This window comes from Kitasatospora sp. NPDC023118, from assembly GCF_055560875.1.
In genome coordinates this window covers 171,351-190,688 of sequence record NZ_JBVHHW010000005.1, presented here as the reverse complement: position 1 = coordinate 190,688, position 19,338 = coordinate 171,351, and the positions used below count along the sequence as shown (strand labels likewise).

The 19,338-nt window shown below is 72.7% G+C and carries 21 protein-coding genes; 12 read left to right on the top strand and 9 right to left on the bottom strand.

All coding sequences use genetic code 11. The features are described from left to right. Positions 1-172: 172 nt before the first annotated feature. Entirely contained in the window at positions 173-2,746 is a 2,574-nt protein-coding gene (locus ACZ3UD_RS08965) for a bifunctional FO biosynthesis protein CofGH (protein ID WP_465584350.1), read from the bottom strand. A 230-nt stretch (positions 2,747-2,976) separates the two neighbouring features. Here ACZ3UD_RS08965 and ACZ3UD_RS08960 point away from each other — a divergent pair, with 230 nt between their 5' ends. The 3 genes from ACZ3UD_RS08960 to ACZ3UD_RS08950 are packed head-to-tail and all read left to right on the top strand — an operon-like array spanning position 2,977 to position 6,142. Then, complete coding sequence (locus tag ACZ3UD_RS08960) at positions 2,977-4,224, top strand: LolA family protein (RefSeq protein WP_465584126.1); 1,248 nt, start codon at positions 2,977-2,979, stop codon at positions 4,222-4,224. A 3-nt stretch (positions 4,225-4,227) separates the two neighbouring features. Continuing rightward, on the top strand, positions 4,228-5,283 hold the full coding sequence (locus tag ACZ3UD_RS08955) for an ABC transporter ATP-binding protein (RefSeq protein WP_465584123.1): 1,056 nt from the start codon (positions 4,228-4,230) through the stop codon (positions 5,281-5,283). Next, the gene (locus ACZ3UD_RS08950; RefSeq protein ID WP_465584120.1) at positions 5,270-6,142 is read left to right on the top strand and encodes an ABC transporter permease; all 873 of its coding nucleotides are present in this window, start codon (positions 5,270-5,272) and stop codon (positions 6,140-6,142) included. The genes ACZ3UD_RS08955 and ACZ3UD_RS08950 overlap by 14 nt, the downstream gene beginning before the upstream one ends. 57 nt (positions 6,143-6,199) lie before the next feature. Here ACZ3UD_RS08950 and rarD read toward each other — a convergent pair whose 3' ends face one another. Beyond that, a complete protein-coding gene (gene rarD, locus ACZ3UD_RS08945) occupies positions 6,200-7,177 on the bottom strand; it encodes an EamA family transporter RarD (protein WP_465584116.1) in 978 nt (325 codons plus the stop codon). A 140-nt stretch (positions 7,178-7,317) separates the two neighbouring features. Here rarD and ACZ3UD_RS08940 point away from each other — a divergent pair, with 140 nt between their 5' ends. Then, the gene (locus ACZ3UD_RS08940) at positions 7,318-7,473 is read left to right on the top strand and encodes a hypothetical protein (protein ID WP_465584113.1); all 156 of its coding nucleotides are present in this window, start codon (positions 7,318-7,320) and stop codon (positions 7,471-7,473) included. Here ACZ3UD_RS08940 and ACZ3UD_RS08935 read toward each other — a convergent pair whose 3' ends face one another. Then, positions 7,474-8,244 (bottom strand): TetR/AcrR family transcriptional regulator, encoded by a 771-nt coding sequence (locus tag ACZ3UD_RS08935; protein ID WP_465584110.1) that lies wholly within the window; start codon positions 8,242-8,244, stop codon positions 7,474-7,476. 57 nt (positions 8,245-8,301) lie between these two features. Here ACZ3UD_RS08935 and ACZ3UD_RS08930 point away from each other — a divergent pair, with 57 nt between their 5' ends. Then, entirely contained in the window at positions 8,302-8,496 is a 195-nt protein-coding gene (locus ACZ3UD_RS08930; protein WP_465584107.1) for a DUF6011 domain-containing protein, read from the top strand. Between the two features lie 2 nt (positions 8,497-8,498). Here the strand turns inward: ACZ3UD_RS08930 and ACZ3UD_RS08925 are convergent, their stop codons facing one another. Together ACZ3UD_RS08925 and ACZ3UD_RS08920 are read right to left on the bottom strand one after the other, a co-directional pair. Beyond that, positions 8,499-10,442, bottom strand: coding sequence for a tetratricopeptide repeat protein (locus tag ACZ3UD_RS08925; protein ID WP_465584105.1), 1,944 nt, complete (start codon positions 10,440-10,442; stop codon positions 8,499-8,501). Between the two features lie 128 nt (positions 10,443-10,570). Continuing rightward, positions 10,571-11,776 carry a serine hydrolase domain-containing protein gene (locus tag ACZ3UD_RS08920; RefSeq protein ID WP_465584103.1) on the bottom strand — a complete coding sequence of 402 codons (1,206 nt, stop codon included), beginning with the start codon at positions 11,774-11,776 and terminating at the stop codon, positions 10,571-10,573. Between the two features lie 189 nt (positions 11,777-11,965). Here ACZ3UD_RS08920 and ACZ3UD_RS08915 point away from each other — a divergent pair, with 189 nt between their 5' ends. Both ACZ3UD_RS08915 and gcvH read left to right on the top strand, forming a co-directional pair. Beyond that, positions 11,966-12,880 (top strand): phosphotransferase, encoded by a 915-nt coding sequence (locus ACZ3UD_RS08915; protein WP_465584100.1) that lies wholly within the window; start codon positions 11,966-11,968, stop codon positions 12,878-12,880. Positions 12,881-12,970: 90 nt separating this feature from the next. Further along, positions 12,971-13,366 carry a glycine cleavage system protein GcvH gene (gene gcvH, locus ACZ3UD_RS08910; protein ID WP_465584097.1) on the top strand — a complete coding sequence of 132 codons (396 nt, stop codon included), beginning with the start codon at positions 12,971-12,973 and terminating at the stop codon, positions 13,364-13,366. A gap of 64 nt (positions 13,367-13,430) precedes the next feature. On the opposite strand, the gene ACZ3UD_RS08905 is transcribed toward gcvH, so the two are convergent. After that, positions 13,431-13,712, bottom strand: coding sequence for a hypothetical protein (locus ACZ3UD_RS08905; RefSeq protein WP_465584094.1), 282 nt, complete (start codon positions 13,710-13,712; stop codon positions 13,431-13,433). Positions 13,713-13,885: 173 nt separating this feature from the next. Between ACZ3UD_RS08905 and ACZ3UD_RS08900 the strand changes: the two genes are divergently transcribed. Beyond that, on the top strand, positions 13,886-14,557 hold the full coding sequence (locus ACZ3UD_RS08900; protein WP_465584091.1) for a DsbA family oxidoreductase: 672 nt from the start codon (positions 13,886-13,888) through the stop codon (positions 14,555-14,557). Positions 14,558-14,612: 55 nt separating this feature from the next. Here the strand turns inward: ACZ3UD_RS08900 and ACZ3UD_RS08895 are convergent, their stop codons facing one another. After that, positions 14,613-15,068, bottom strand: coding sequence for a hypothetical protein (locus tag ACZ3UD_RS08895; protein WP_465584088.1), 456 nt, complete (start codon positions 15,066-15,068; stop codon positions 14,613-14,615). A 65-nt stretch (positions 15,069-15,133) separates the two neighbouring features. On the opposite strand from ACZ3UD_RS08895, the gene ACZ3UD_RS08890 reads away from it, so the two are divergent. The 3 genes from ACZ3UD_RS08890 to ACZ3UD_RS08880 all read left to right on the top strand — a co-directional run bounded on the left by ACZ3UD_RS08890 (position 15,134) and on the right by ACZ3UD_RS08880 (position 16,623). Further along, on the top strand, positions 15,134-15,733 hold the full coding sequence (locus ACZ3UD_RS08890) for a DUF5753 domain-containing protein (protein WP_465584085.1): 600 nt from the start codon (positions 15,134-15,136) through the stop codon (positions 15,731-15,733). Positions 15,734-15,745: 12 nt separating this feature from the next. Continuing rightward, positions 15,746-15,946, top strand: a complete 201-nt coding sequence (locus ACZ3UD_RS08885; protein ID WP_465584083.1) for a DUF397 domain-containing protein — start codon at positions 15,746-15,748, stop codon at positions 15,944-15,946. Between the two features lie 191 nt (positions 15,947-16,137). Continuing rightward, a complete protein-coding gene (locus tag ACZ3UD_RS08880) occupies positions 16,138-16,623 on the top strand; it encodes a hypothetical protein (RefSeq protein ID WP_465584080.1) in 486 nt (161 codons plus the stop codon). On the opposite strand, the gene ACZ3UD_RS08875 is transcribed toward ACZ3UD_RS08880, so the two are convergent. Then, entirely contained in the window at positions 16,620-16,979 is a 360-nt protein-coding gene (locus tag ACZ3UD_RS08875) for a transposase (RefSeq protein WP_465584077.1), read from the bottom strand. The genes ACZ3UD_RS08880 and ACZ3UD_RS08875 overlap by 4 nt on opposite strands. Before the next feature lie 266 nt (positions 16,980-17,245). Between ACZ3UD_RS08875 and ACZ3UD_RS08870 the strand changes: the two genes are divergently transcribed. Continuing rightward, complete coding sequence (locus tag ACZ3UD_RS08870) at positions 17,246-17,713, top strand: MarR family transcriptional regulator (RefSeq protein ID WP_465584074.1); 468 nt, start codon at positions 17,246-17,248, stop codon at positions 17,711-17,713. Positions 17,714-17,777: 64 nt separating this feature from the next. Here the strand turns inward: ACZ3UD_RS08870 and ACZ3UD_RS08865 are convergent, their stop codons facing one another. Beyond that, on the bottom strand, positions 17,778-19,220 hold the full coding sequence (locus ACZ3UD_RS08865) for an AfsR/SARP family transcriptional regulator (RefSeq protein WP_465584071.1): 1,443 nt from the start codon (positions 19,218-19,220) through the stop codon (positions 17,778-17,780). Positions 19,221-19,338 lie beyond the last annotated feature (118 nt).

Sequence of the window (19,338 nt, the reverse complement as noted above, 5' to 3'; positions counted from 1 at the left end):
CGGGGGGCGGGTCCGCGCGACGCACGGCCGCCGCGCGCGCCCTGGCACTGTATTCGAAGGCGCGAGCGAAACGACGGCGTCCCTCGCACTTCGGTTCCCCGCCCCGGCCGCCGTCCCCGCCCCGGCCGCCGCCCCCGCGACGGCCGGGGTCCCGCGGTCGGCCTGGGCCGGCCTACTCCAGCACCGGCAGCAGCTCCGGCAGGTGCCCGTCCGAGGCCAGCGCCGCCGCGCGCCGCTCGGCCGGCACCTCGCCGTAGAGGGTGGTGCGCTGGCGGTGGGGGCGGCCCGCGGCCTCGGCGATCGCCTGGAGGCCGCGCACCGACTTGTAGCTGCCGTACGCCGAACCGGCCATCCGCGAGATGGTCTCCTCCATCAGCGTGCCGCCCAGGTCGTTGGCGCCCGAGCGGAGCATCTCGGCTGCGCCTTCGGCGCCCAGCTTCACCCAGCTGGTCTGGATGTTGGGGATGTGCGGGTGCAGCAGCAGCCGGGCCATGGCGACCACGGCGCGGTTGTCCCGGGCGGTCGGGCCGGGGCGGGCGATGCCGGCCAGGTAGACCGGGGCGTTGGTGTGGATGAACGGGAGGGTGACGAACTCGGTGAAACCACCGGTGCGCTGCTGGATGCCGGCGAGCAGCCGCAGGTGGCCGAGCCAGTGCTTCGGCGTGTCCACGTGCCCGTACATCATCGTGGACGAGGAGCGGATGCCCAGCTCGTGCGCGGTGGTGACCACCTCGACCCAGGTCGCGGCCGGCAGCTTGCCCTTGGTGAGCACCCAGCGGACCTCGTCGTCCAGGATCTCGGCGGCGGTGCCCGGGATGGTGTCCAGGCCCGACTCCTTGGCCCGCTGCAGCCAGTCGCGGATCGAAAGCCCGGTCCGGGTCGCGCCGTTGACCACCTCCATCGGGGAGAACGCGTGCACGTGGATCCCGGGCACCCGTTCCTTCACCGCGCGGGCGATGTCGAAGTAGGCGGTGCCGGGCAGGTCCGGGTGGATGCCGCCCTGCATGCACACCTCGGTGGCGCCCACCTCCCAGGCCTGCGCGGCGCGTTCGGCGACCTGCTCCAGGGAGAGGGTGTAGGCGTCGGCGTCGGTGCGGCGCTGGGCGAAGGCGCAGAAGCGGCAGCCGGTGTAGCAGACGTTGGTGAAGTTGATGTTCCGGGTGACGCAGTAGGTGACCTCGTCCCCTACCGCGTCCCGGCGGACGTCGTCGGCGATCCGGCACAGGGCGTCCAGGGCCGGGCCGTCCGCGTGGAACAGGGCCAGCGCGTGGTCGTCGGTGAGCTTGGCCGGGTCGTCGGCGGCCACCGCAAGGGCCTCGCGCAGGTCGCCCGCGAGGCGCTCGGGCGCGCCCTTCGCGAGCACCTGCTCGCGCAGCACCTCCCAGTCGCCGTACACGTCCTCGAAGTCGGCCCGGCGGTCTCCGGTGCGGCCCTCGGTGTCGACGGCGGTGTGCAGGTCGGTCCGCCCGTACGCCTCCGGGAGGTCCTCGGGCTCCTGCCAGGGGCGGCCCTCGACCACCGAGTCCGGGTTCGCCAGGCCGGTGGCCGGGTCGGCCAGGGCGCGCACGTGCGGCAGCACCCGCGGGTCCAGCCAGGGTTCGCCGCGCAGCACGTACTCGGGGTAGACGGCGAGGCGTTCGCGCAGTTCGAAGCCGGCCGCGGCAGAGCGCTCGGCGAGGCGGTCGATCTGCGGCCAGGGGCGCTCGGGGTTGACGTGGTCCGGGGTCAGCGGGGAGACGCCGCCCCAGTCGTCGATGCCGGCCGCGATCAGCCGCTCGTACTCACCGTCCACCAGGTTCGGCGGCGCCTGAAGGCACGCCGTCGGGCCGAGCAGGTGGCGGGCCACCGCCACCGTGGCCACCAGCTCGTCCAGTTCGGCGTCCGGCATGCCGCGCATCGCGGTGTCCGGCTTGGCGCGGAAGTTCTGCAGGATCAGTTCCTGGACGCCGTGGTAGGCCCGGGAGACCTTGCGCAGCGCGAACAGCGACTCGGCGCGCTCCTGGTACGTCTCGCCGATGCCGATCAGCAGGCCGCTGGTGAACGGGACGGAGCTGCGGCCGGCGTCCTCCAGCACCCGCAGCCGGACGGCCGGTTCCTTGTCCGGGGAGCCGAAGTGCGGGCCGCCGGGCTCGCTCCACAGCCGGGTGGCGGTGGTCTCCAGCATCATCCCCATCGAGGCGGAGACCGGCTTCAGCCGCTGGAAGTCCGTCCAGCTCAGCACCCCGGGGTTGAGGTGCGGCAGCAGGCCGGTCTCCTCCAGGATGCGGATGGACATCGCCCGCACGTAGGCGATGGTGTCGTCGTAGCCGTGCGCGTCCAGCCACTCGCGGGCCTCGGGCCAGCGGTCCTCGGGCTTGTCGCCGAGCGTGATCAGGGCTTCCTTGCAGCCGAGTTCGGCCCCGCGCCGGGCCACCTCCAGCACCTCGTCCGGGGACATGAACGCCCCCAGGCTTCGCCCGGGAGGTGCCCCCACCGTGCCCCGAGCGGCCCTGCGCAGCTTGCCGGGGACGGTGGCGAAGGTGCAGTAGTGGCACTTGTCGCGGCACAGCCGGGTGAGCGGGATGAAGACGCTCTTGGAGTAGGTGATGACGCCGGGACGGCCGGCCGCCTCCAGTCCGGCGTCGCGCACCCGGGCGGCACCGGCGCACAGGTCGCGCAGGTCCTCGCCTCTGGCCTGGAGCAGCACGGCCGCCTCGGTCACGTCGAGGGTCACGCCGTCCCGGGCGCGACGCAGGGCGCGACGCATCGCGTTCTCGGTCGGGGGGGTGCTTGCGTCCACGGCGGTTCCATCCATGGCGCGACCCTACGCCAGGTGTCGTACGTTCGGATGAGCCAACCCTGAGGCCTTCTCAGGGTCGATGTACCTACCAGGTTCACCCCGATCTGGCCCTGCAGGGCGATGACGTCGTGGCGGCGCCCGCCTCTAATGGAAGGACAGTGCCAATCGCAGGGGTTCGCAGAGGAGTTGAGGACGCCATGACCAATGAGACGACCGCGGGGGACCAGCAGGACGACGGGGTGCCGTTCCGTTCACGGCGGCGCACCCTGGTACGGGCCGGGGTCCCGCTGGCGGTGGCCGCGGTGATCGCCACCGGGGTCGGGCTGGTGCCCGCGCTGGCCGCCGACTCCCCGCCCGACCTGCCGGCCGTCTCGGCGGAGGCGCTGGTGGCCAAGGCGCTCGGCTCCGACGCCCAGACCCTGTCCGGGACGGTGTCGGTCTCGACCGACCTCGGGCTGCCCGGCCAGCTGCTGAGCGGGGCCGGCGGTCTCGCCGCGGCGGCCGGGCACGGCGGCGAGCAGGGCAACGGCTCCTCGGCGGACCCGCAGGCCAAGCTCCTCGACCTGCTCGGCGGGGACCAGACCCTGCGGGTCGCGGTGGACGGGCCGGACCGCCAGCGGGTGGACCTGATGGAGAACATGGCGGGCTACACCCTGGTCCGCAACGGCGACCAGAGCTGGGCCTGGGACAGCTCGACCAACAGCGCGGTGCACCTGACCGGGCGTCCGGCGGGCGAGCACCGGGCCGAGGCGCCGCTGACCGGGGTGCCGACCACCCCGCAGGAGGCCGCCAAGCGGTTCCTGACCGAGAGCGCCGGCACCACTTCCGTCACCGCGGCCGGGACGGCCACCGTGGCCGGGCAGAAGGCGTACCAGCTGAGCGTCAAGCCGACCCAGTCCGGCTCGACCGTCGCCGAGGTGCGGATCTCGGTGGCCGCCGACAACGGCGTACCGCTCGCGGTGGTGGTGAAGTCCACCGACGGCTCCACCGTGCTGGACGTCCACTTCACCGAGGTGTCCTTCGCCAAGCCGGCCGCCAAGACCTTCGACTTCACGGTGCCCAAGGGCGCCAAGGTGACGGAGCGGAAGGCGGACGACGCGGCCAAGGGCCACGAGGCCAAGGCCGGGGCCGGGGCCGGGGCCGGGGCCGCCAAGGACCACGGTGGCGTGAACGTGATCGGCGAGGGCTGGACGGCCGTGGTCTCCACCCGGCTGCCCGCCGGCGTCGGGGCGCCCGCCGGGGAGGCCAAGGGCGACGGCAAGCAGGGCAAGCACCACGGCCAGCCGGTGAACCCGCAGGCGCTGGTGAAGTCGCTGGGCAAGCCGGTCGGCGGCGGCACGCTGATCAGCACCAAGGTCGTCAACGTCCTGCTCACCGACGACGGCCGGGTCTTCGCCGGCGCCGTGACCCTGCCGGTCCTGCAGCACGCCGCCGGGGTGAACTGACGGATGTCCAAGGCTCCCGTAACGGGGGACGTTACGGAGTCGGCCGGGGGCCCGGGCGCCGCGTCGCGCCCGGCCCCCGCTCCTTCCGCTCCTGCCGCTCCTTCCTCCTCCCCGACCGACGACGTGATCAGAACCCGCGGCCTGACCAAGCGCTTCCGGGGCGGCCAGCTCGCCGTGGACGGCCTGGACCTGACCGTGCCACGCGGCTCGGTGTTCGGCTTCCTCGGCCCCAACGGCTCCGGCAAGACCACCACCATCCGGATGCTGATGGGCCTGATCGCCCCCACCTCCGGCGTGGCCACCGTGCTCGGCGAGTCGATGCCGCAGTCCGTCGCCACCGTGCTGCCCCGGGTGGGCGCGCTGATCGAGGGCCCGGCGCTGTACGGCTTCCTCTCCGGCCGGGACAACCTGGTCCGTTTCGACTCCGCCGACCCGACCGCCGACCCGCGCACCCGTCGGCAGCGGGTGGACGCCGCGCTGGAGCGGGTCGGCCTGAGTGCCGCGGCCGGCAAGAAGGCCCGCGCCTACTCCCTGGGCATGAAGCAGCGCCTGGGCCTTGCCTCCGCGCTGCTGCAGCCGCGCGAGCTGCTGGTGCTGGACGAGCCGACCAACGGCCTGGACCCGCAGGGCATGCGGGAGATCCGGGCGCTGGTGCGGGAGGTCGCGGCGGAGGGCACCACGGTGTTCCTCTCCTCGCACCTGCTGGATGAGATCGAGCAGGTCTGCACCCACGCGGCGGTGATGTCCCGGGGCCGGCTGGTGGTGCAGGGCACCGTCACCGAGCTGGCCGCCCGGGCCCAGGGCCGGCTGGTGGTCCGCACCCCCGACGTGGCGCAGGCCGCCGAGGTGCTGGCCGCCCACCAGGTGGGTTCGCTGGTGCCCGGCGAGGGCCGGGTGGACGGCGAGCTGGGCGCCCAGGGCGGCGACGAGGTGCTGCCCAAACTGTGCGCGGCGCTGGTCGAGGCCGGGGTGCGGGTACACGGATTCGGGCTGGAGCGGGGCACGTTGGAGGACGCCTTCGTGGCGCTGACCGGGGAGGGCTTCGATGTCGCAGGCTGAGGCGCTGCCGATGGCCGGGCGTCGGCCGCAGACCGCGGCCGGGTTCCTGGCGCTGTTCCGCAACGAGCTGCACCTGACCTTCCGCCGGCTGCGCACCAAGGTGCTGCTGGGCATCCTGGCGGTGCTGCCGATCCTGATCGGCGTGGTGGTCAAGCTCAACACCGACAGCCCGCACGAGGGCGGCGGCGGGCCGAGCTTCATCGCGCAGACGACCCAGAACGGGCTGTTCCTGGTGTTCACCGCGCTGGCGGTGGCGCTGCCGGTCTTCCTCCCGATGACGGTCGGGGTGGTGGCCGGGGACTCGGTCGCCGGCGAGGCGGCCACCGGGACGCTGCGCTACCTGCTGGTCGCCCCGGCCGGGCGGACCAGGCTGCTGGCCGCCAAGTTCACCGCCGGGCTGGTGTTCTGCCTGGCCGCGACGGCGGCGGTCGCGCTGTCGGCGCTGGCCACCGGGGCCGCGCTGTTCCCGCTCGGCGAGGTCACGCTGATCTCCGGGGACACCATCGGCTTCTCCGACGCGCTGCTGCGGGCGGTGCTGGTGGCCGGGGTGGTCGCGCTCTCGCTGGCCGGGCTGGTGGCGATCGGGCTGTTCGTCTCGACCCTCACCGGCAGCGGCATCGCCGCAATGGCCGCGACCGTCGGCCTGGTGATCACCGTGCAGATCCTGGACGCCTTCCCGCAGCTGGACGCGATCCGGCCGTTCCTGTTCACCCACTACTGGATGAACTTCTCCGACCTGCTGCGCGAACCGATGTACTGGGACGGCGTGTGGAAGGACCTCGGTCTGCAGGCCGCCTACGTCGCCGTGTTCGGCTCGGCGGCCTGGTCGCGGTTCACCAGCCGCGACATCAGCGCGTGAGCGGCATCAGCGCGTGAGCAGCGTCACTGCCTGAGCAGGATCAGCGCGTGAGCGGCATCAGCGCGTGACGGTTTCCTGGAGGGACTCCGCCGGGGCGGGCAGCGGAACGGCCGCGGCCCGCCCCGCGCGGTCGGCCCGCACCTGGCGCAGCGCGTCCCAGGTGAGCAGCGCGAGCGCGGCCCAGACCAGGGCGAAGCCGGCCCAGCGCGCGGGCGGCATCGACTCGTGGAAGACGGCGACGCCGATCAGGAACTGGAACACCGGCGCCAGGTACTGCAGCAGCCCGAGCACGGTCAGCGGCACCCGCACGGCCGCCGCGCCGAAGAACAGCAGCGGGATCGCGGTGATCACGCCGCTGAGCATCAGCAGCGCCGAGTGCCCCCAGCCGTACGAGCCGGGCACGGTGTGCCCGAAGGTGCCGTGCCCGCTGACCTCCAGGTAGATCAGGTAGCCGAGGGCAAAGGGGGACATGAAGGCGCTCTCCGCCGCCAGGCTCTCCAGCCCGCTCAGCCCGACCTGCTTCTTCAGCAGGCCGTAGGTGGCGAAGGAGAGCGCCAGGACCAGCGCGATCCAGGGCAGCTGCCCGTAGGCGACGGTCAGGACCGCGACGGCGGCGGCGCCGATGCCGACGGCCGTCCACTGGGCGCCGCGCAGCCGCTCCTTGAGCACCAGGACGCCGAAGCCGATGGTGACCAGGGGGTTGATGAAGTAGCCGAGGCTGGTCTCCACCACGTGGCCGTTGTTGACGGCCCAGATGTAGACGCCCCAGTTGACGGAGATCACCGTGGCCGCACCGGCCAGCATGGCGAGTCGGCGGGGCTGGCGCAGCAGCGGACGTATCCAGCTCCAGTGCCGCTGGGCGACCAGCATCAGCACCACGGCGACCAGGGACCAGACCATCCGGTTGGCCAGGATGTCGTCGGCGGCGCCGGGCTCCAGCAGCGGCCAGAACAGCGGGAAGAGCCCCCAGATGCCGTAGGCCGCCATGCCGTACCAGAGGCCTCGGCCGCTGTCCTGCTGGGTTGTCTGTGGCATGGCCGAGTGCCCTCCCGCGCGCGCGATGTATCGAGGTGACGGTAGCGGGCGGGAGGGCGAGCTGTCATCTCCGTTTTCGGATTTTGGTCATGACATTGCTTGAATGCTGGACGGGTCCGGCCTTTTCGCAGGTCAGGTGGTTGCCTCAGCCACCCAGCGCGGCGCGGACGGTCTCGGCCAGCGGGACGGTCGAGGTCGCCGAGCACGTCTCGACGCTCGCGCACTGGGCGGAGTCCCGGATGTGCGCCGTCGCCGGTGCCCGCGAGGAGTACGACGGGCGGCCTACCGCTCCTTGATCAGCACTGCTTCTTGATCAGCGCCGCCAGCCCGTCCAGCACCCGGCCCAGCCCGAAGGCGTACGCGTGCTCCGGGCTGTACGCGCCGCCGTGCGCCTGGCCGGCGGCGGCGCCGACGCGGGCGGCGACCGGGTAGCGCTCGGCGTCGAAGACCCGGGCGAGCAGCTCGGCGTTGGCCTCCCACCACTGGGAGTCGGTCAGTGCGCTGTCCTGCTGGGCGGCGCGCTCGTCGGCGGCCATCCGGGCGCAGGTCTGGACGAAGCCGAGCAGGTGGGTCAGCGCGGCGTCCAGCTCGACGTCCGGCAGGCCGGTGCCCTCGAAGGCGCGCAGCTCGTACTCGTACTTGGCCATCAGGCCGGGGCCGAGCGGCGGGCGGCTGGTGGAGACGGCGGCGACCCAGGGGTGGGCGCCGAACAGCGCCCGGTTGTCGTCGGCGACGGCGGTGACCCTGGCCCGCCAGCCCGCGTCGGCCGGGGCGCTGCGGGGCATCGTGGCGTAGACGGTATCCAGCATCAGGTCGAGCAGCTCGGCCTTGCCGGGGACGTAGGTGTAGAGCGCCATCGGGGACAGCCCGAGCTCCTGGGCGACCCTGCGCATGGTGACGGCGTCCACGCCCTCGGCATCGGCCACGGCGATGGCGGCGGCGGCGATCTCGCCGGTCGAGCGGGCCTGCTTCGGGCCGCGCCGGCCGGGCTTCTCCTCGGCGGTCAGCCCCCAGAGCAGGGCGAGGGTGCGCGCCGGGTCTCCTGCGCTGGTGCGGTCCGTGGCCATGGGACGGATCCTTTCACGGCGGCGGCCTCGGCAGCCGTGGGCGGCTACCGTCGCCCCATGACCAGCCCTGAGCCACTCCCCGGCACGGACACCACCCAGACCCTCCGGCCCCGGGTCACCTGCCGCCGCTGCCACCGGCCGCTGCACGACCCGGAATCGCGGATGCTGCGGCTGGGGCCGGAGTGCCGCGACCCGGCGGAGCGGGTCGCGCGGTTCGAGGTGGACCAGGAGCCGTTGCCGGGGGTGGGGTAGGGCTAACCGCGGCCGAAGAGACGGCGGATCAGGCCGGGGCGGGGCCCGGGCCGCTGCGGTGCGCCCGGCTCCACCGGCGCCTCCGCCCCGGCGTTCTCGGCGTTCTCGGCGTTCTCGGCGTTCTCGGCGCCGTCGGCGTCCCGGCCGTCCTCCTCCGCCAGCAGGTGCCGGGCGAGGTCGCGGTCGGCCGGGTCCGTCCACGGCGCGGCGAGCACCAGGGCGGCGAACGAGCGCTGGATCGTCACCACCCGGCTGCGGCGCGCCCGGGCGCCGTACTCCAGCCGCCGGTGCAGCAGCCCGGCGATGTCGGCCCGGCTGCCCGGGTGCGTCCAGCCGATCGCGACCAGGGCGAAGCCGGCCGCCTCGACCACCCAGTCCTCGGGCCCGAGCAGCAGGTCGCGCAGCACCCGGCGGCGCTCCGAGCCCTCCCACGGCTGGTCGGTGCGGTGGTGGGCGATGCCGAGGCAGGCGAAGGCCTGGACGGCGCGCACCCACAGTTCGGGCTGGTGGGCGAGCAGGGCGCGGCCGAGGTCGTCCTCGCGGGGCAGCGGCGGGTGGACCAGGACGCCGAGCAGCTCCTCCAGCGGAAGTCCGGCCAGCCGGACGGCGTGGTCGTAGGCGGCGGGGATGGTCGGCCAGACGATCTCGGCGGTGGCGCGGACGAGTTCGGCACTCGAAGCGGCGGGCGGGGCGACGGCCGGGCGCGGGTCGGTGCCGTCCCAGGACCAGATCCGGGTGGTGGGCTCGGTCAGCGGCAGCCGGGGGTCGGGCTCGCCGACGGACTGGTAGGAGACGGTGGATCGCGGCAGGGCGAGGTGCACGGCCAGCAGTGAGCTGGGCGGCTCGACGGCGGAGGCGGTGCAGTCGATCTCGGTGTCGCGGCCGGTGCCGTCGGCGCCGAGCACCCGGTGCAGCACGTTGACGGTCGCCTCGGTGGCGCCGGAGACCATGCCGAGCCAGGGCTCGCGGTGGCTGAGCCGCTCCAACAGGTCCTGGGCGTACTCGTGGTCGGGGTGGGCGCGGTGGTGGTCGGCCAGGCCGAGCAGGTGCACAGGGTCCCGGTCGAGGGCGTGGCGCAGCCCGTACCGGGCCGGGGCGGCCTTGGGGTGGTCGGGCGCGGTGGCGAGCACCCGGTTCAGCCAGGGCAGGCCGTCGGCCGGGCGGCCGAGGGCGCCGTACAGCTCGGCCACGTCGACGGCGAGGTAGCTGCTGGAGTTGTCCTTCTCCGGCGCCTCCCGGCCCAGTTCGGCCTCCCAGACGGCGAGCGCCGCCTCGGGCCGCCCGTCGGAGCGCAGGGCGTTGCCGAGCATCACGGAGGACAGGTAGCCGGGGGCCGACCGGTGGGCCCGTTCGGCGAGTTCGACGGCCCGGGCGGTGGCGCCGAGGCGGCGGGTCAGGCCGGAGGCCATCGCCAGCAGCAGCGCGTGCTCGCCGTTGCGGGCCAGTACGGCTCGGACGAACTCCTCGAAGGGCCGTACGGCGTCGGCGAGTTCGGCGGGCAGCGGGTCGGGCAGGGCGCCGGCGGCGCGGGCCACCGCCTGGGCGACGGCGTCCGGGTCGACCAGGGCGGGCAGGTCCTCGCGGGCGAGCCAGGCGGTGTGCGCCCAGGGGCGGGCCGGCTCGTACTGGATCGCCGAGGCGAGCAGGCCGACCGCAGTGTCCCAGTCCCCGGCGGCGGCCTCCACGTGGGCGCGGCAGGCGACGGTGCCGAGGTAGACCTCGCCGTCCAGCGGGAACAGCTCGCGCGCCGCCGCCGGGCCGCCCGCCGCCGCGCACAACTCGGCCAGCGCCTCGTGCAGTTCGGGCAGTTGGGGGTCGGAGAGGATGGCGTCGGCGAGGTGGTCGGCGGCGTGGGTGAGGTCTCCGGAGTCGATCGCCAGCCGGGCGACGGCCACCTCGCCCTCGGCCACCAGCCGCTCGTCGCCCTCGTCGTCGGTATGCGCCATCGCCCTGTCCCCCGGTCGCGCCGTGATCGCTCGTTCCCCGTGCGCGGACGAGGCTATCCGGTGCGCCCGACCGCCGGATGATCACCCTGGGGTGAACGGAGCGCCAACTCCTCGATCGGATACGACCCTTACGAGTGGTTTAGACCTCGGAAACGTTCAGCTCCCGGATGCCGCCCAGCACGATGACTCCGGTGCTTCGAGGGCGAAGCACCGTTCACCGACGACCCGTTGAGGACATGATGAAGCTTTCCCGCGTGCAACAACCGGGGCTTCGGTGAGACCATCCGCAGCATCAACGGCGACCTGGAGTGCAACGGCAAGAACCCGGACGAGCGCGACGACCGGATCAACCTGTTCAAGAAGTTCACCGGCGTCCTCGGCACGAACGTGGGCGGCGGCAACATCTCCTGCTGACCCACCGGCGCGCAGTGGAGCGGGAAGTCGGCCGGGCCGACTTCCCGCTCCACGCGTTTCCGGGCCGGGTGGGCCGGTGTCAGTGGCGGGGCGGACGGGTTCAGGACGGCCATCAGCAGGCGGTTGGACAGCGGGGTCGGGGCGCCGAAGTCCAGGCCGAGGTTGGAGACGGAGTAGACGGCGCGGATGGACAGGTCCCGGGTGGCGAACACGCCGTTGGCGTAGCCGTCGTCGTGACCGGTCTTGCCCCAGAGCACCGTGCCGTTCGGCAGCGGGGTGGACATCAGCCCGGCGCCGAAGCAGGCGAGCTTGTTGCAGGACGTGCCGCCGACGAACGGGACGGGCTTGCCCTCGTTGTCCTTGGGCAGGGTGAACAGCTCGTTCTGCTGCGCGGCGGGCAGCAGCCGGCCCTGGAACAGGGCCGTGATGAAGCGGTCCAGGTCGGCCGGGGTGGAGATCATGGTGGACGGGTCGCCGCCCTGCTCGCTGACGTCGACCGCCTGGCCGCTGTCGTCGGTCATGTAGCCGTGCAGGTAGGGGCGGGGCATCTCGGGGTCGTCCTCGGGCACCGAGGTCTGGTCGAGGTGCAGGGGGTCCAGGATGCGGTTGGTGACCTCGCCCTTGAAGGAGTCACCGGTGGTCTGCTCGATGAGCTTGGCCGCGATGCGGAAGCCGAGGGAGTTGTACTCCTGCTTGGTGCCGGGGGCGAAGTGCGGACCGGGCGCCGGGCGCCCGTCGTCGGGGCGCAGGGTCTGCTGGATGATCTGGTCGAAGGTGCGGCAGTCGTACCGGTCGGCGATCGTCTCGTCGGCGCTCGCGGGGGACTTGCCCTCGTCCACGTTCGGCAGGCCGCTGGTGTGGCCGACGAGGGCGGAGCAGGCCAGTGTGAGGGCGGCGGTGCGGCGGGCGAGGGGCTTCATGTGGCACTCCGTTGGACGAGCCGCTTGAACGGCTTCCTGGCGACGTGTTCGATCTAGCTCGGCCGGCGCCCCGACCGGTACCGGGACGGACCCTGAACCGCCCCTGATCAGCCCTGCCGCCACCTGGGGGTGATCATCCATCAGCGATCAGCGGACGAACTCGCGGCCGCCCGGCTACCGTTGCTCCGCATGACCCGTACCGAGCCCGAGATCACCGCGGAGCTGGTCCGGCAGCTGCTGCGCGACCAGCACCCCGACCTGGCCGACCGACCCGTGCGGCTCGGCGCGCGCGGCTGGGACAACCAGCTGTGGCGGCTGGGCGAGGACCTCGCCGTCCGGCTGCCCTGGGCCACGCGGGACGCGGACGCGCTGCTGCGCAAGGAGCACGCCTGGCTGCCCGGCCTCGCGCCGCGCCTTCCGCTGCCCGTCCCGGTGCCGCAGCGCCTCGGCGAGCCCTCCGAGCGGTTCCCGCGCCCGTGGCTCGTCACCACCTGGGTGCCGGGTGCGCCCGCCGACCACGAGCCCGCCACCCGCGCCGAGGCGGCGGCCGACGCGCTCGCCGCCTTCCTGACCGCCCTCCACCAGCCCGCCCCCGCCGGAGCTCCCGTCGGCCGTGGCCTCGGCGGGCCACCGGCCGACTACGCCGAGGGGTTCGCTCGGCAGCTCGCCGAGGCCGTCGACCTGGGGCTGATCCCTGACCCGGACGCCGTCCGCGCCGTCTGGGCCGACGCCGTGGCCGCGCCGCCGTGGCCGGGACCGGCGGTGTGGCTGCACGCCGACCTGCATCCGGCCAACGTCCTCACCGCCGACGGCACCATCTGCGGCGTGATCGACTTCGGAGACCTCTGCGCGGGCGATCCGGCCTGCGACCTCGCCGCCGCGTGGGTCCTGCTGCCGGACGACGCCCGCGACCGCTTCCACGCGGCCTACCGGCCGGCCGCGGACGCCGCGACCCTGCGCCGCGCCTGCGGCTGGGCACTGCTGAAAGCCCTCGCGTGCATCCGGATCGGGGAGGCCGGCCTGCGCGGACTCCCCGGTGGCAAGGCCACCTGGGGGCCGCCCGCCCACGCCGCCCTGCGGCGCCTGACTCACTCGTTCGAGTGAATATCGCAGCGGGTGACAAAGATCTGTAGCAGGCTCCTCCTCGCGACTGACGCACCGTCAGACGCGACGGCGAACCCCACGGAGATTCCCATGGCCAACTACCCGAAGGACTTCCGGTACTCCAAGGACCACGAGTGGGTGCATCCCCAGGCGGGAGGCAAGGCGCGGGTCGGCATCACCGAATTCGCCCAGAAGCAGCTCGGCGACATCGTCTTCGTCGAACTACCCAAGGTGGGAGACAAGTTCGAGGCCGGCAGGCCGTTCGGTTCGGTGGAGTCGGTCAAGGCGGTGAGCGAGCTCTACGCTCCGGTGTCCGGGACGGTCTCCGCGATCAACGAGGGCCTGAACGACGAACCCGAGCTGGTCAACACCGACGCTCACAGCGACGGCTGGATCATCGAACTCAAGCTGACCACGACCAGTGAGCTGGAGGCCCTGCTCTCGGCCGACGAGTACGAGGCCTACCTCACCGAGGAGTCGGCGTAACCGCCGCCCGGCCCTCCTCGCGCGGCACCCACCGCGAGGAGGGCCGGGCGCGCACGGATGCCCATCAGGGCACGTCGGTGCGGCGCAGGTCGTAGAGGTACGACTTGCCGGCCTTCCAGCTGCGCCAGGGGCCGAGGGGCGGGAACGCCTCCTCCCCGGCCCGCCCGAGCAGCGGCCAGCCGTTGCCGACCCCGTCTGCGCCGACGGTGCACCAGCCCCGCTCGGGCAGCCAGCGGCACCAGACGTCCAGGTCCACCCGCTTGAACGACGGCCTGCCGTTGAACTCGCCGTCCTGGCGGTAGCGGTAGACCAGGCCGTCCAGACGGCGCACGAACTCGAAGGACACGGCGAATCCCCCAGCCGGACATCGGAGACGGACCCTTTCGCCGGACCATCCTCCCGGCCGCGCCGCGCCGGCGCACCTGAATATTTCAGGACGAGAAATATTCAGGCGGACGGCCGCGTTCCGGTAGGTGTTCGCGCGGGAGGCCCGCGCAAGGTTGGAAGGAGGACAGCGCCGTGCGCGTCGAGGTCTGGAGCGACATCAACTGCCCGTGGTGCTACATCGGCAAGGCGCGGTTCGAGAAGGCCCTGGAGCACTTCCCGCACCGCGAGGAGGTGGAGGTCGTCCACCGCTCCTTCGAGCTGGACCCGCACGCACCGCGCGAGGCCCGTCCGGTCATCCCGCTGCTCGCCGCCAAGTACGGGATGGGCATGGAGCAGGCCGAGGCGGCGGAGGCCCGGATCGCCGAGAACGCGCGCGGCGAGGGGCTGCCGTACCTGGACGGCGGGCGCGACGCGGCGAACTCCTTCGACATGCACCGCCTGCTGCACTTCGCCAAGGAGCACGGCCGGCAGGGGCAGTTGCTGGACGCGCTGTACCGGGCCAACTTCGCCGAGGAGCGCTCCGCGTTCGAGGACGGGCGGCTGGTCGAGCTGGCCGTCGAGGCGGGCTTGGACGGCGAGGCGGCCGCCACCATGCTGGCCGACCCGGAGGCGTACGCGGAGGCGGTGCGCGAGGACGAGGCGACGGCGAGCGCGATGGGAGCGACGGGGGTGCCGTTCTTCGTCCTGGACCGGCGGCTCGGCGTCTCGGGCGCCCAGCCTGCGGAAACGTTCTTGCGGGCGCTGGAACAGGCCTGGGAGAGCCGGGTGGCGGTGCCGCTGACGCCCCTCAAGCCCGGAAACTGAAGGGTTTGGGGCAGGAAGTCGGACGGGCCGACTTCCTGCTCCGGGGCCGGTCGGCTCACTCGGCGCGCCAGCGGTGGGCGTAGGTGATGTGCAGGCCCCCCCCGGGACGCCCTTGGCCGCGCGGCCTGAGCCCCAGCCCTCGTGGGTGAGGGTGACGGCAGTAGTAGTGCGCGTCGGGCCGCCAGCCGATGCGCCGGCCGGGAGCCTCGCGGCTGAGCCCGTGGAGCAGGGGGCCCTTCCAGCGGAAAGCGGTGGGGCTGCCGGTGACCACCAGCGTGTGGGCGGCACCGGCGAAGCGGAGGTGATCGCGCCAGCCCGCGAAGTTGTGGCGCTCGTGGTCGACGGCCTCCTCGGACGGGAAGTCGGTGGCCGGGAGGTCGACGCTGTGCGGTATCCCGGCGCCCAGGCGGGCGCGGACCTCCTTCCAGCGGGACGGCGGGACGCCGAGGCTGTGGTGGACGAGCAGGAGGTCCGGGCGCGCAGGGAGAGTTCGGCGGACGGGTCCGGGCATTCGAACTGCTGCACGCGCTCGGCGCCAGCAACGGCAAGGGCTGGTGGACCAAGTACAAGGGCGAGGTGCCAGACCTCTCGCTCGATCTGGCAGAACTCGAAGACCGGACTGCCTGTCTCGACAACTTCGAGACTCTCTACATTCCCGGGCTGCTCCAGTTGCCCGAATACGCCGAGGCCATCTACAAGGACGCCTACCTCAACGGGCGTTGGGACCTAGCGACAGCAGTCCAGTTCCGCATGGATCGCCAGCGCATCCTGGAGAGCGAAAGCCAACGACAATTCCGATTCGTCATCCACGAGGCAGCCCTGCGAATGCTCTTCCCCGGGGTGGAGGTCATGAGGGCTCAGTTGATCCACCTCCTGAGGATGGCCGAACTCCCCAATGTCACCATCCAGATTCTCCCCTTCGCGGCGACCAGAAAGCCTCCTCAATCAGGCCCCTTCGTCCTGTGCGACCCCGGCTGCGCCGACCTCTCGACCATCCTTCTGGATGCACCTGGACGCGCTGAGCACCATGGCGACCCTGAGAGCATTGCGGCGTACGGATGGAAGTTCCAGCAGTTGAGCGAGATCGCGCTGCCCGCCGTCGACGCGACGTCGCCAAACAGCTCGCGAAACTCGTGGGGACTTCTTCAATTTCTCCTCTACCCGCTACAAGCATGAGAGGCGCCTCAGATGCCCGAACTCGCCTGGCAGAAGTCATCGTTCAGCGGCGGGGATGCCGGCAATTCCTGCATTGAGCTGGCCCCTGGAGGCAAAGAGGTCCGCCACCTCCGAGAGTCCGACGATCCCTCCGTCATCATCACCACGTCGACCTCGAAGCTCCGCGCCTTCATCCTCGGCGCCAAGGCGGGCGAGTTCGACCACCTCGTCTGACCCACCTCCCTCTCCCCGCCCGCTCGCCGCATCGGCGAGCGGGCGGGGTCGTTCTCAGGGGCCGCCCGGAAGTCCGCCGCTCGCCCCCCAACGGGACGTTAATCGTTTGTCTACCGCCGCGGCCCATGCTCATCTCCAGACGACGCCCGACGATCTCGGGCGCGAACGCACGAGAGAGGCAACACGGGGACATGAAGGCGACGAAGACCCTCCGGCACATCGCGATGGCTGCCGCCACCGCCGCGCTCGCGCTGGCCGGGACCATGGCCGCGACCGGTACCGCCGAGGCAGCGATCGAACGGGCCGACGACCACGTCTCGATCTGGGACGACGAGCCGCTCTACCCGGGCTGGCACATCGAGTCCGGCTCCAACCAGATGATCATGCAGACGGACGGCAACTTCGTCGTCTACAAGGGTGGCTTCGCCGTCAAGGCCAGCAACACCGTCGGCTGCGGCTACAAGGCCGTCATGCAGTCCGACGGCAACCTCGTGGTCTACTCCGCCAACGGGGGCGTTTGCTGGGCCACCGACACCGCCGGCCACCCGCACGCCAGGCTGACCGTCACCTCCGGCGGCACCTCCGGCATCTACTGGGGCGGCGGCCTCATCCCCCGTTCCACCCCCATCGATCCCGGAAGCCCCAACGCGGTCTACTTCTCCTCCGACCCCTACTAGGCCGCCGCGCGAGCGGCCGAGCACGTGGTCGTTCGGCTCGGCCGCCAGCCCGTCGGGACTCGTCCGGCCCGTGTCGGGAGCCCCCTTTTCCGGGCGCCGACGGCGTGCTGGTGGGCCCGGCAGACGGTTGAGTCCACTGATACCTCCCACTCGATGTGCCCGGCGGCATCCGCTTTGACCTGGAGTTTCCTCAGAACGTTCGCCCGAGTCCCGTCGATCTGCCATCGCCGGAAGAGCGTGTACACGGTCTCCCACGGCCCATATCTCTCGGGTACGTCCCGCCAGGGCGAACCCGTCCGGGCCCGCCACCAGATCCCGTCGACGACCTGCCGCCGATCCCGCGGCTTGCGTCCCATCCGCGGAAGTGGCCGCAACACCGCTTCCAGCCACTCCCACTGTGTACCCGTCAGATCGCCACGAGACATTCGGAGATCGTTTCACAACCTTGATCACCCTCTCGAACGTGCCTCAGCTCGGAACCTGGGACTGGACTCCTTGTTTTCGAGCTGACGACCTCCGGAAGATCACCTGCTTGCCCTCAAGCGCACTTGAGGTCGTACGTTCTCTGCATGACCTGCACAGCGTGCAGGCTTCGCACCGAAACGCCAGGAGGGGACACCCCATGACGACCCAGCAGATCTCCGACGCCGAGCTCGCCGGACAGCCCGCCGCGTACTGGACCGGTGTCGCCTACGAGGCGCTCATCGGGTACACCCGGGCCCGGCAGGCCGAAAAGGGCTACACCCAGCCCCAGTTCTGGCTGCTGCGCAACCTGTCGGCGAACGACATCTCCCCCGACGGCGCGGGGATGACCCTGCCCGAGCTGCGGGAGGCCATGACCTCCTACATCCGCCCCGAGGATGATCTCGCGGCAGAAGCCGAGGTGCTCCTGGAGCGCGGCTGGCTGACCCGGGACGCCGACCACCGGCTGTGGCTCACCGAGGAGGGCGAACAGGCCCGCGTCGACCTCGCGCGCAACGCCCCCGCAATCCGCGCCGCCCTCCATGAGGGCATCGACGACACGGACTACGTCACCACGCTGAAAGTGCTCCAGCAGCTGATCCGCAACGCCGGCGGGACGGTTGCCTGACAGGCCGCAGGCCCTCCAACCCTCCCCCATACGACAAGCACTGTGACCACATCTCAAACACGCCCTACCGTCCCCGAGGCGTCCCCCGGCCGGCGAGCCACTGGACCAGCTCGGCCACCGTCCACTGCGGCCGAGCTGCCAGCCGACCCGCCGCCGTCCGCAGCAGCACCGGCAAGTAGCCGCAGACCTCGGCCAGTTCGACCGCCGCCCCCGGCTCCCGCCTCATTCGCTCCGCGCCCACGATCCGCGCCAGCAGCTCGTGGGCGTCGTGCAGCTCCAGCGGTCCCACCGCCAGCCGTACGGCGTCGCCGGGCAGCACCCCCGGCTCCGCATCGGCGACGACGGCCGCACAACCCGCCGTTCCGGGCAGCAGCGACCGCGGGTCGTCGACCCCGTCCAACACCACCAGCACCCGCCGCCCGGTCAGCGCCGCCCGGTACCTCGCCGACAACTCCCCCACGGAAGCGGAGCGCGAATGCCGCTCCCCCAGCGCCCGCAGGAACCCGGCCAGCACCACGCCGGCCTCCCCGCCCGCCGCGTACAACTGCCCGTCCGGGAAAGCGTCCTGCACCGCGTGTGCCACATGCACCGCCAATGCGGAGGCCCCGCTCCCTGACGGCCCCGACAGCCCCACCACCGGCGAAGCGCCGTCGGCCGCTCGCAGCGCCCGATCCGCCTCCCGCACCAGCCCGGCCCTGCCGACCAGGTCCGGAATGTCCGGCGGCAGCTGACACGGCCGAGGCAGCCGCCGCAGCGACACCCGGGCCTCCCCACGCCGGATCCGATCGGCCAACTCCACCACTGCGGCCGCCGGTTCGAGCCCCAGCTCGCGGTCCAGCCGCTCCCGCAGCGCCTCGTACGCCGCCAGCGCCTCCGCCGTACGGCCGCAGCGGTGCAGCGCCAGCAGCTGCAGCCGGTGCACCTCCTCGTCCTGCGGGTGGGACGCCGCCAGCCCGGCCAGCGGCTCCACCGCCTCGGCGTGCCGTCCGAGCGCGAGGTCCAGGTCGAGCAGCGCCTTCACCGCCGCGAGCCGCCCGGCCGCCAGCCGCTCCCGGGCGCGCTCGGCGAACGCCCCCGGCACGCCGTCCAACGCCTGCGGGCCCTCCCAGGCCCCGAGCGCGGCCACCAGCAACTCCCGGGCCCGCGACGGCTCCTGGTGACGCAGCGCGACGGCCTCGGCCACCGCCGCCTCGTAGCGGAACAGGTCCACCGAAGCGGGAGCCACCGCCAGCCGGTAGCCGCCCGCCGCCGCCACCAGCAGCTCGGACGCGCCGAGCGCCCGCCGCAGCCGGTGCACATGGGTGCCGATCTGCCCGACCGGGTCCTTCGGCCAGCGGGTGTCATCCTCGCCCCACAGGCCCTCGACCAGCCGGTCCGTCGGCACCAGTTGCCCAGGAGCGAGCAGCAGCGCGGCCAGCACGGCCCGCTGCTGCGGACGGCCCAGTTCGATCTCACGGCCGTCGCACCTGGCGCTCAGCGGCCCCAGCACGCGGAATTCGAGCCGCACAGCCCACCCCTCGAAGCTCGGAATCCGGTGCACAATCTGTGACAGAAGCATAGGCCGCCGGGGTATGGGGGCGCCGCTGTCCGGACGGAAGTGGCGGGATACCGGTGCAGGACGACTT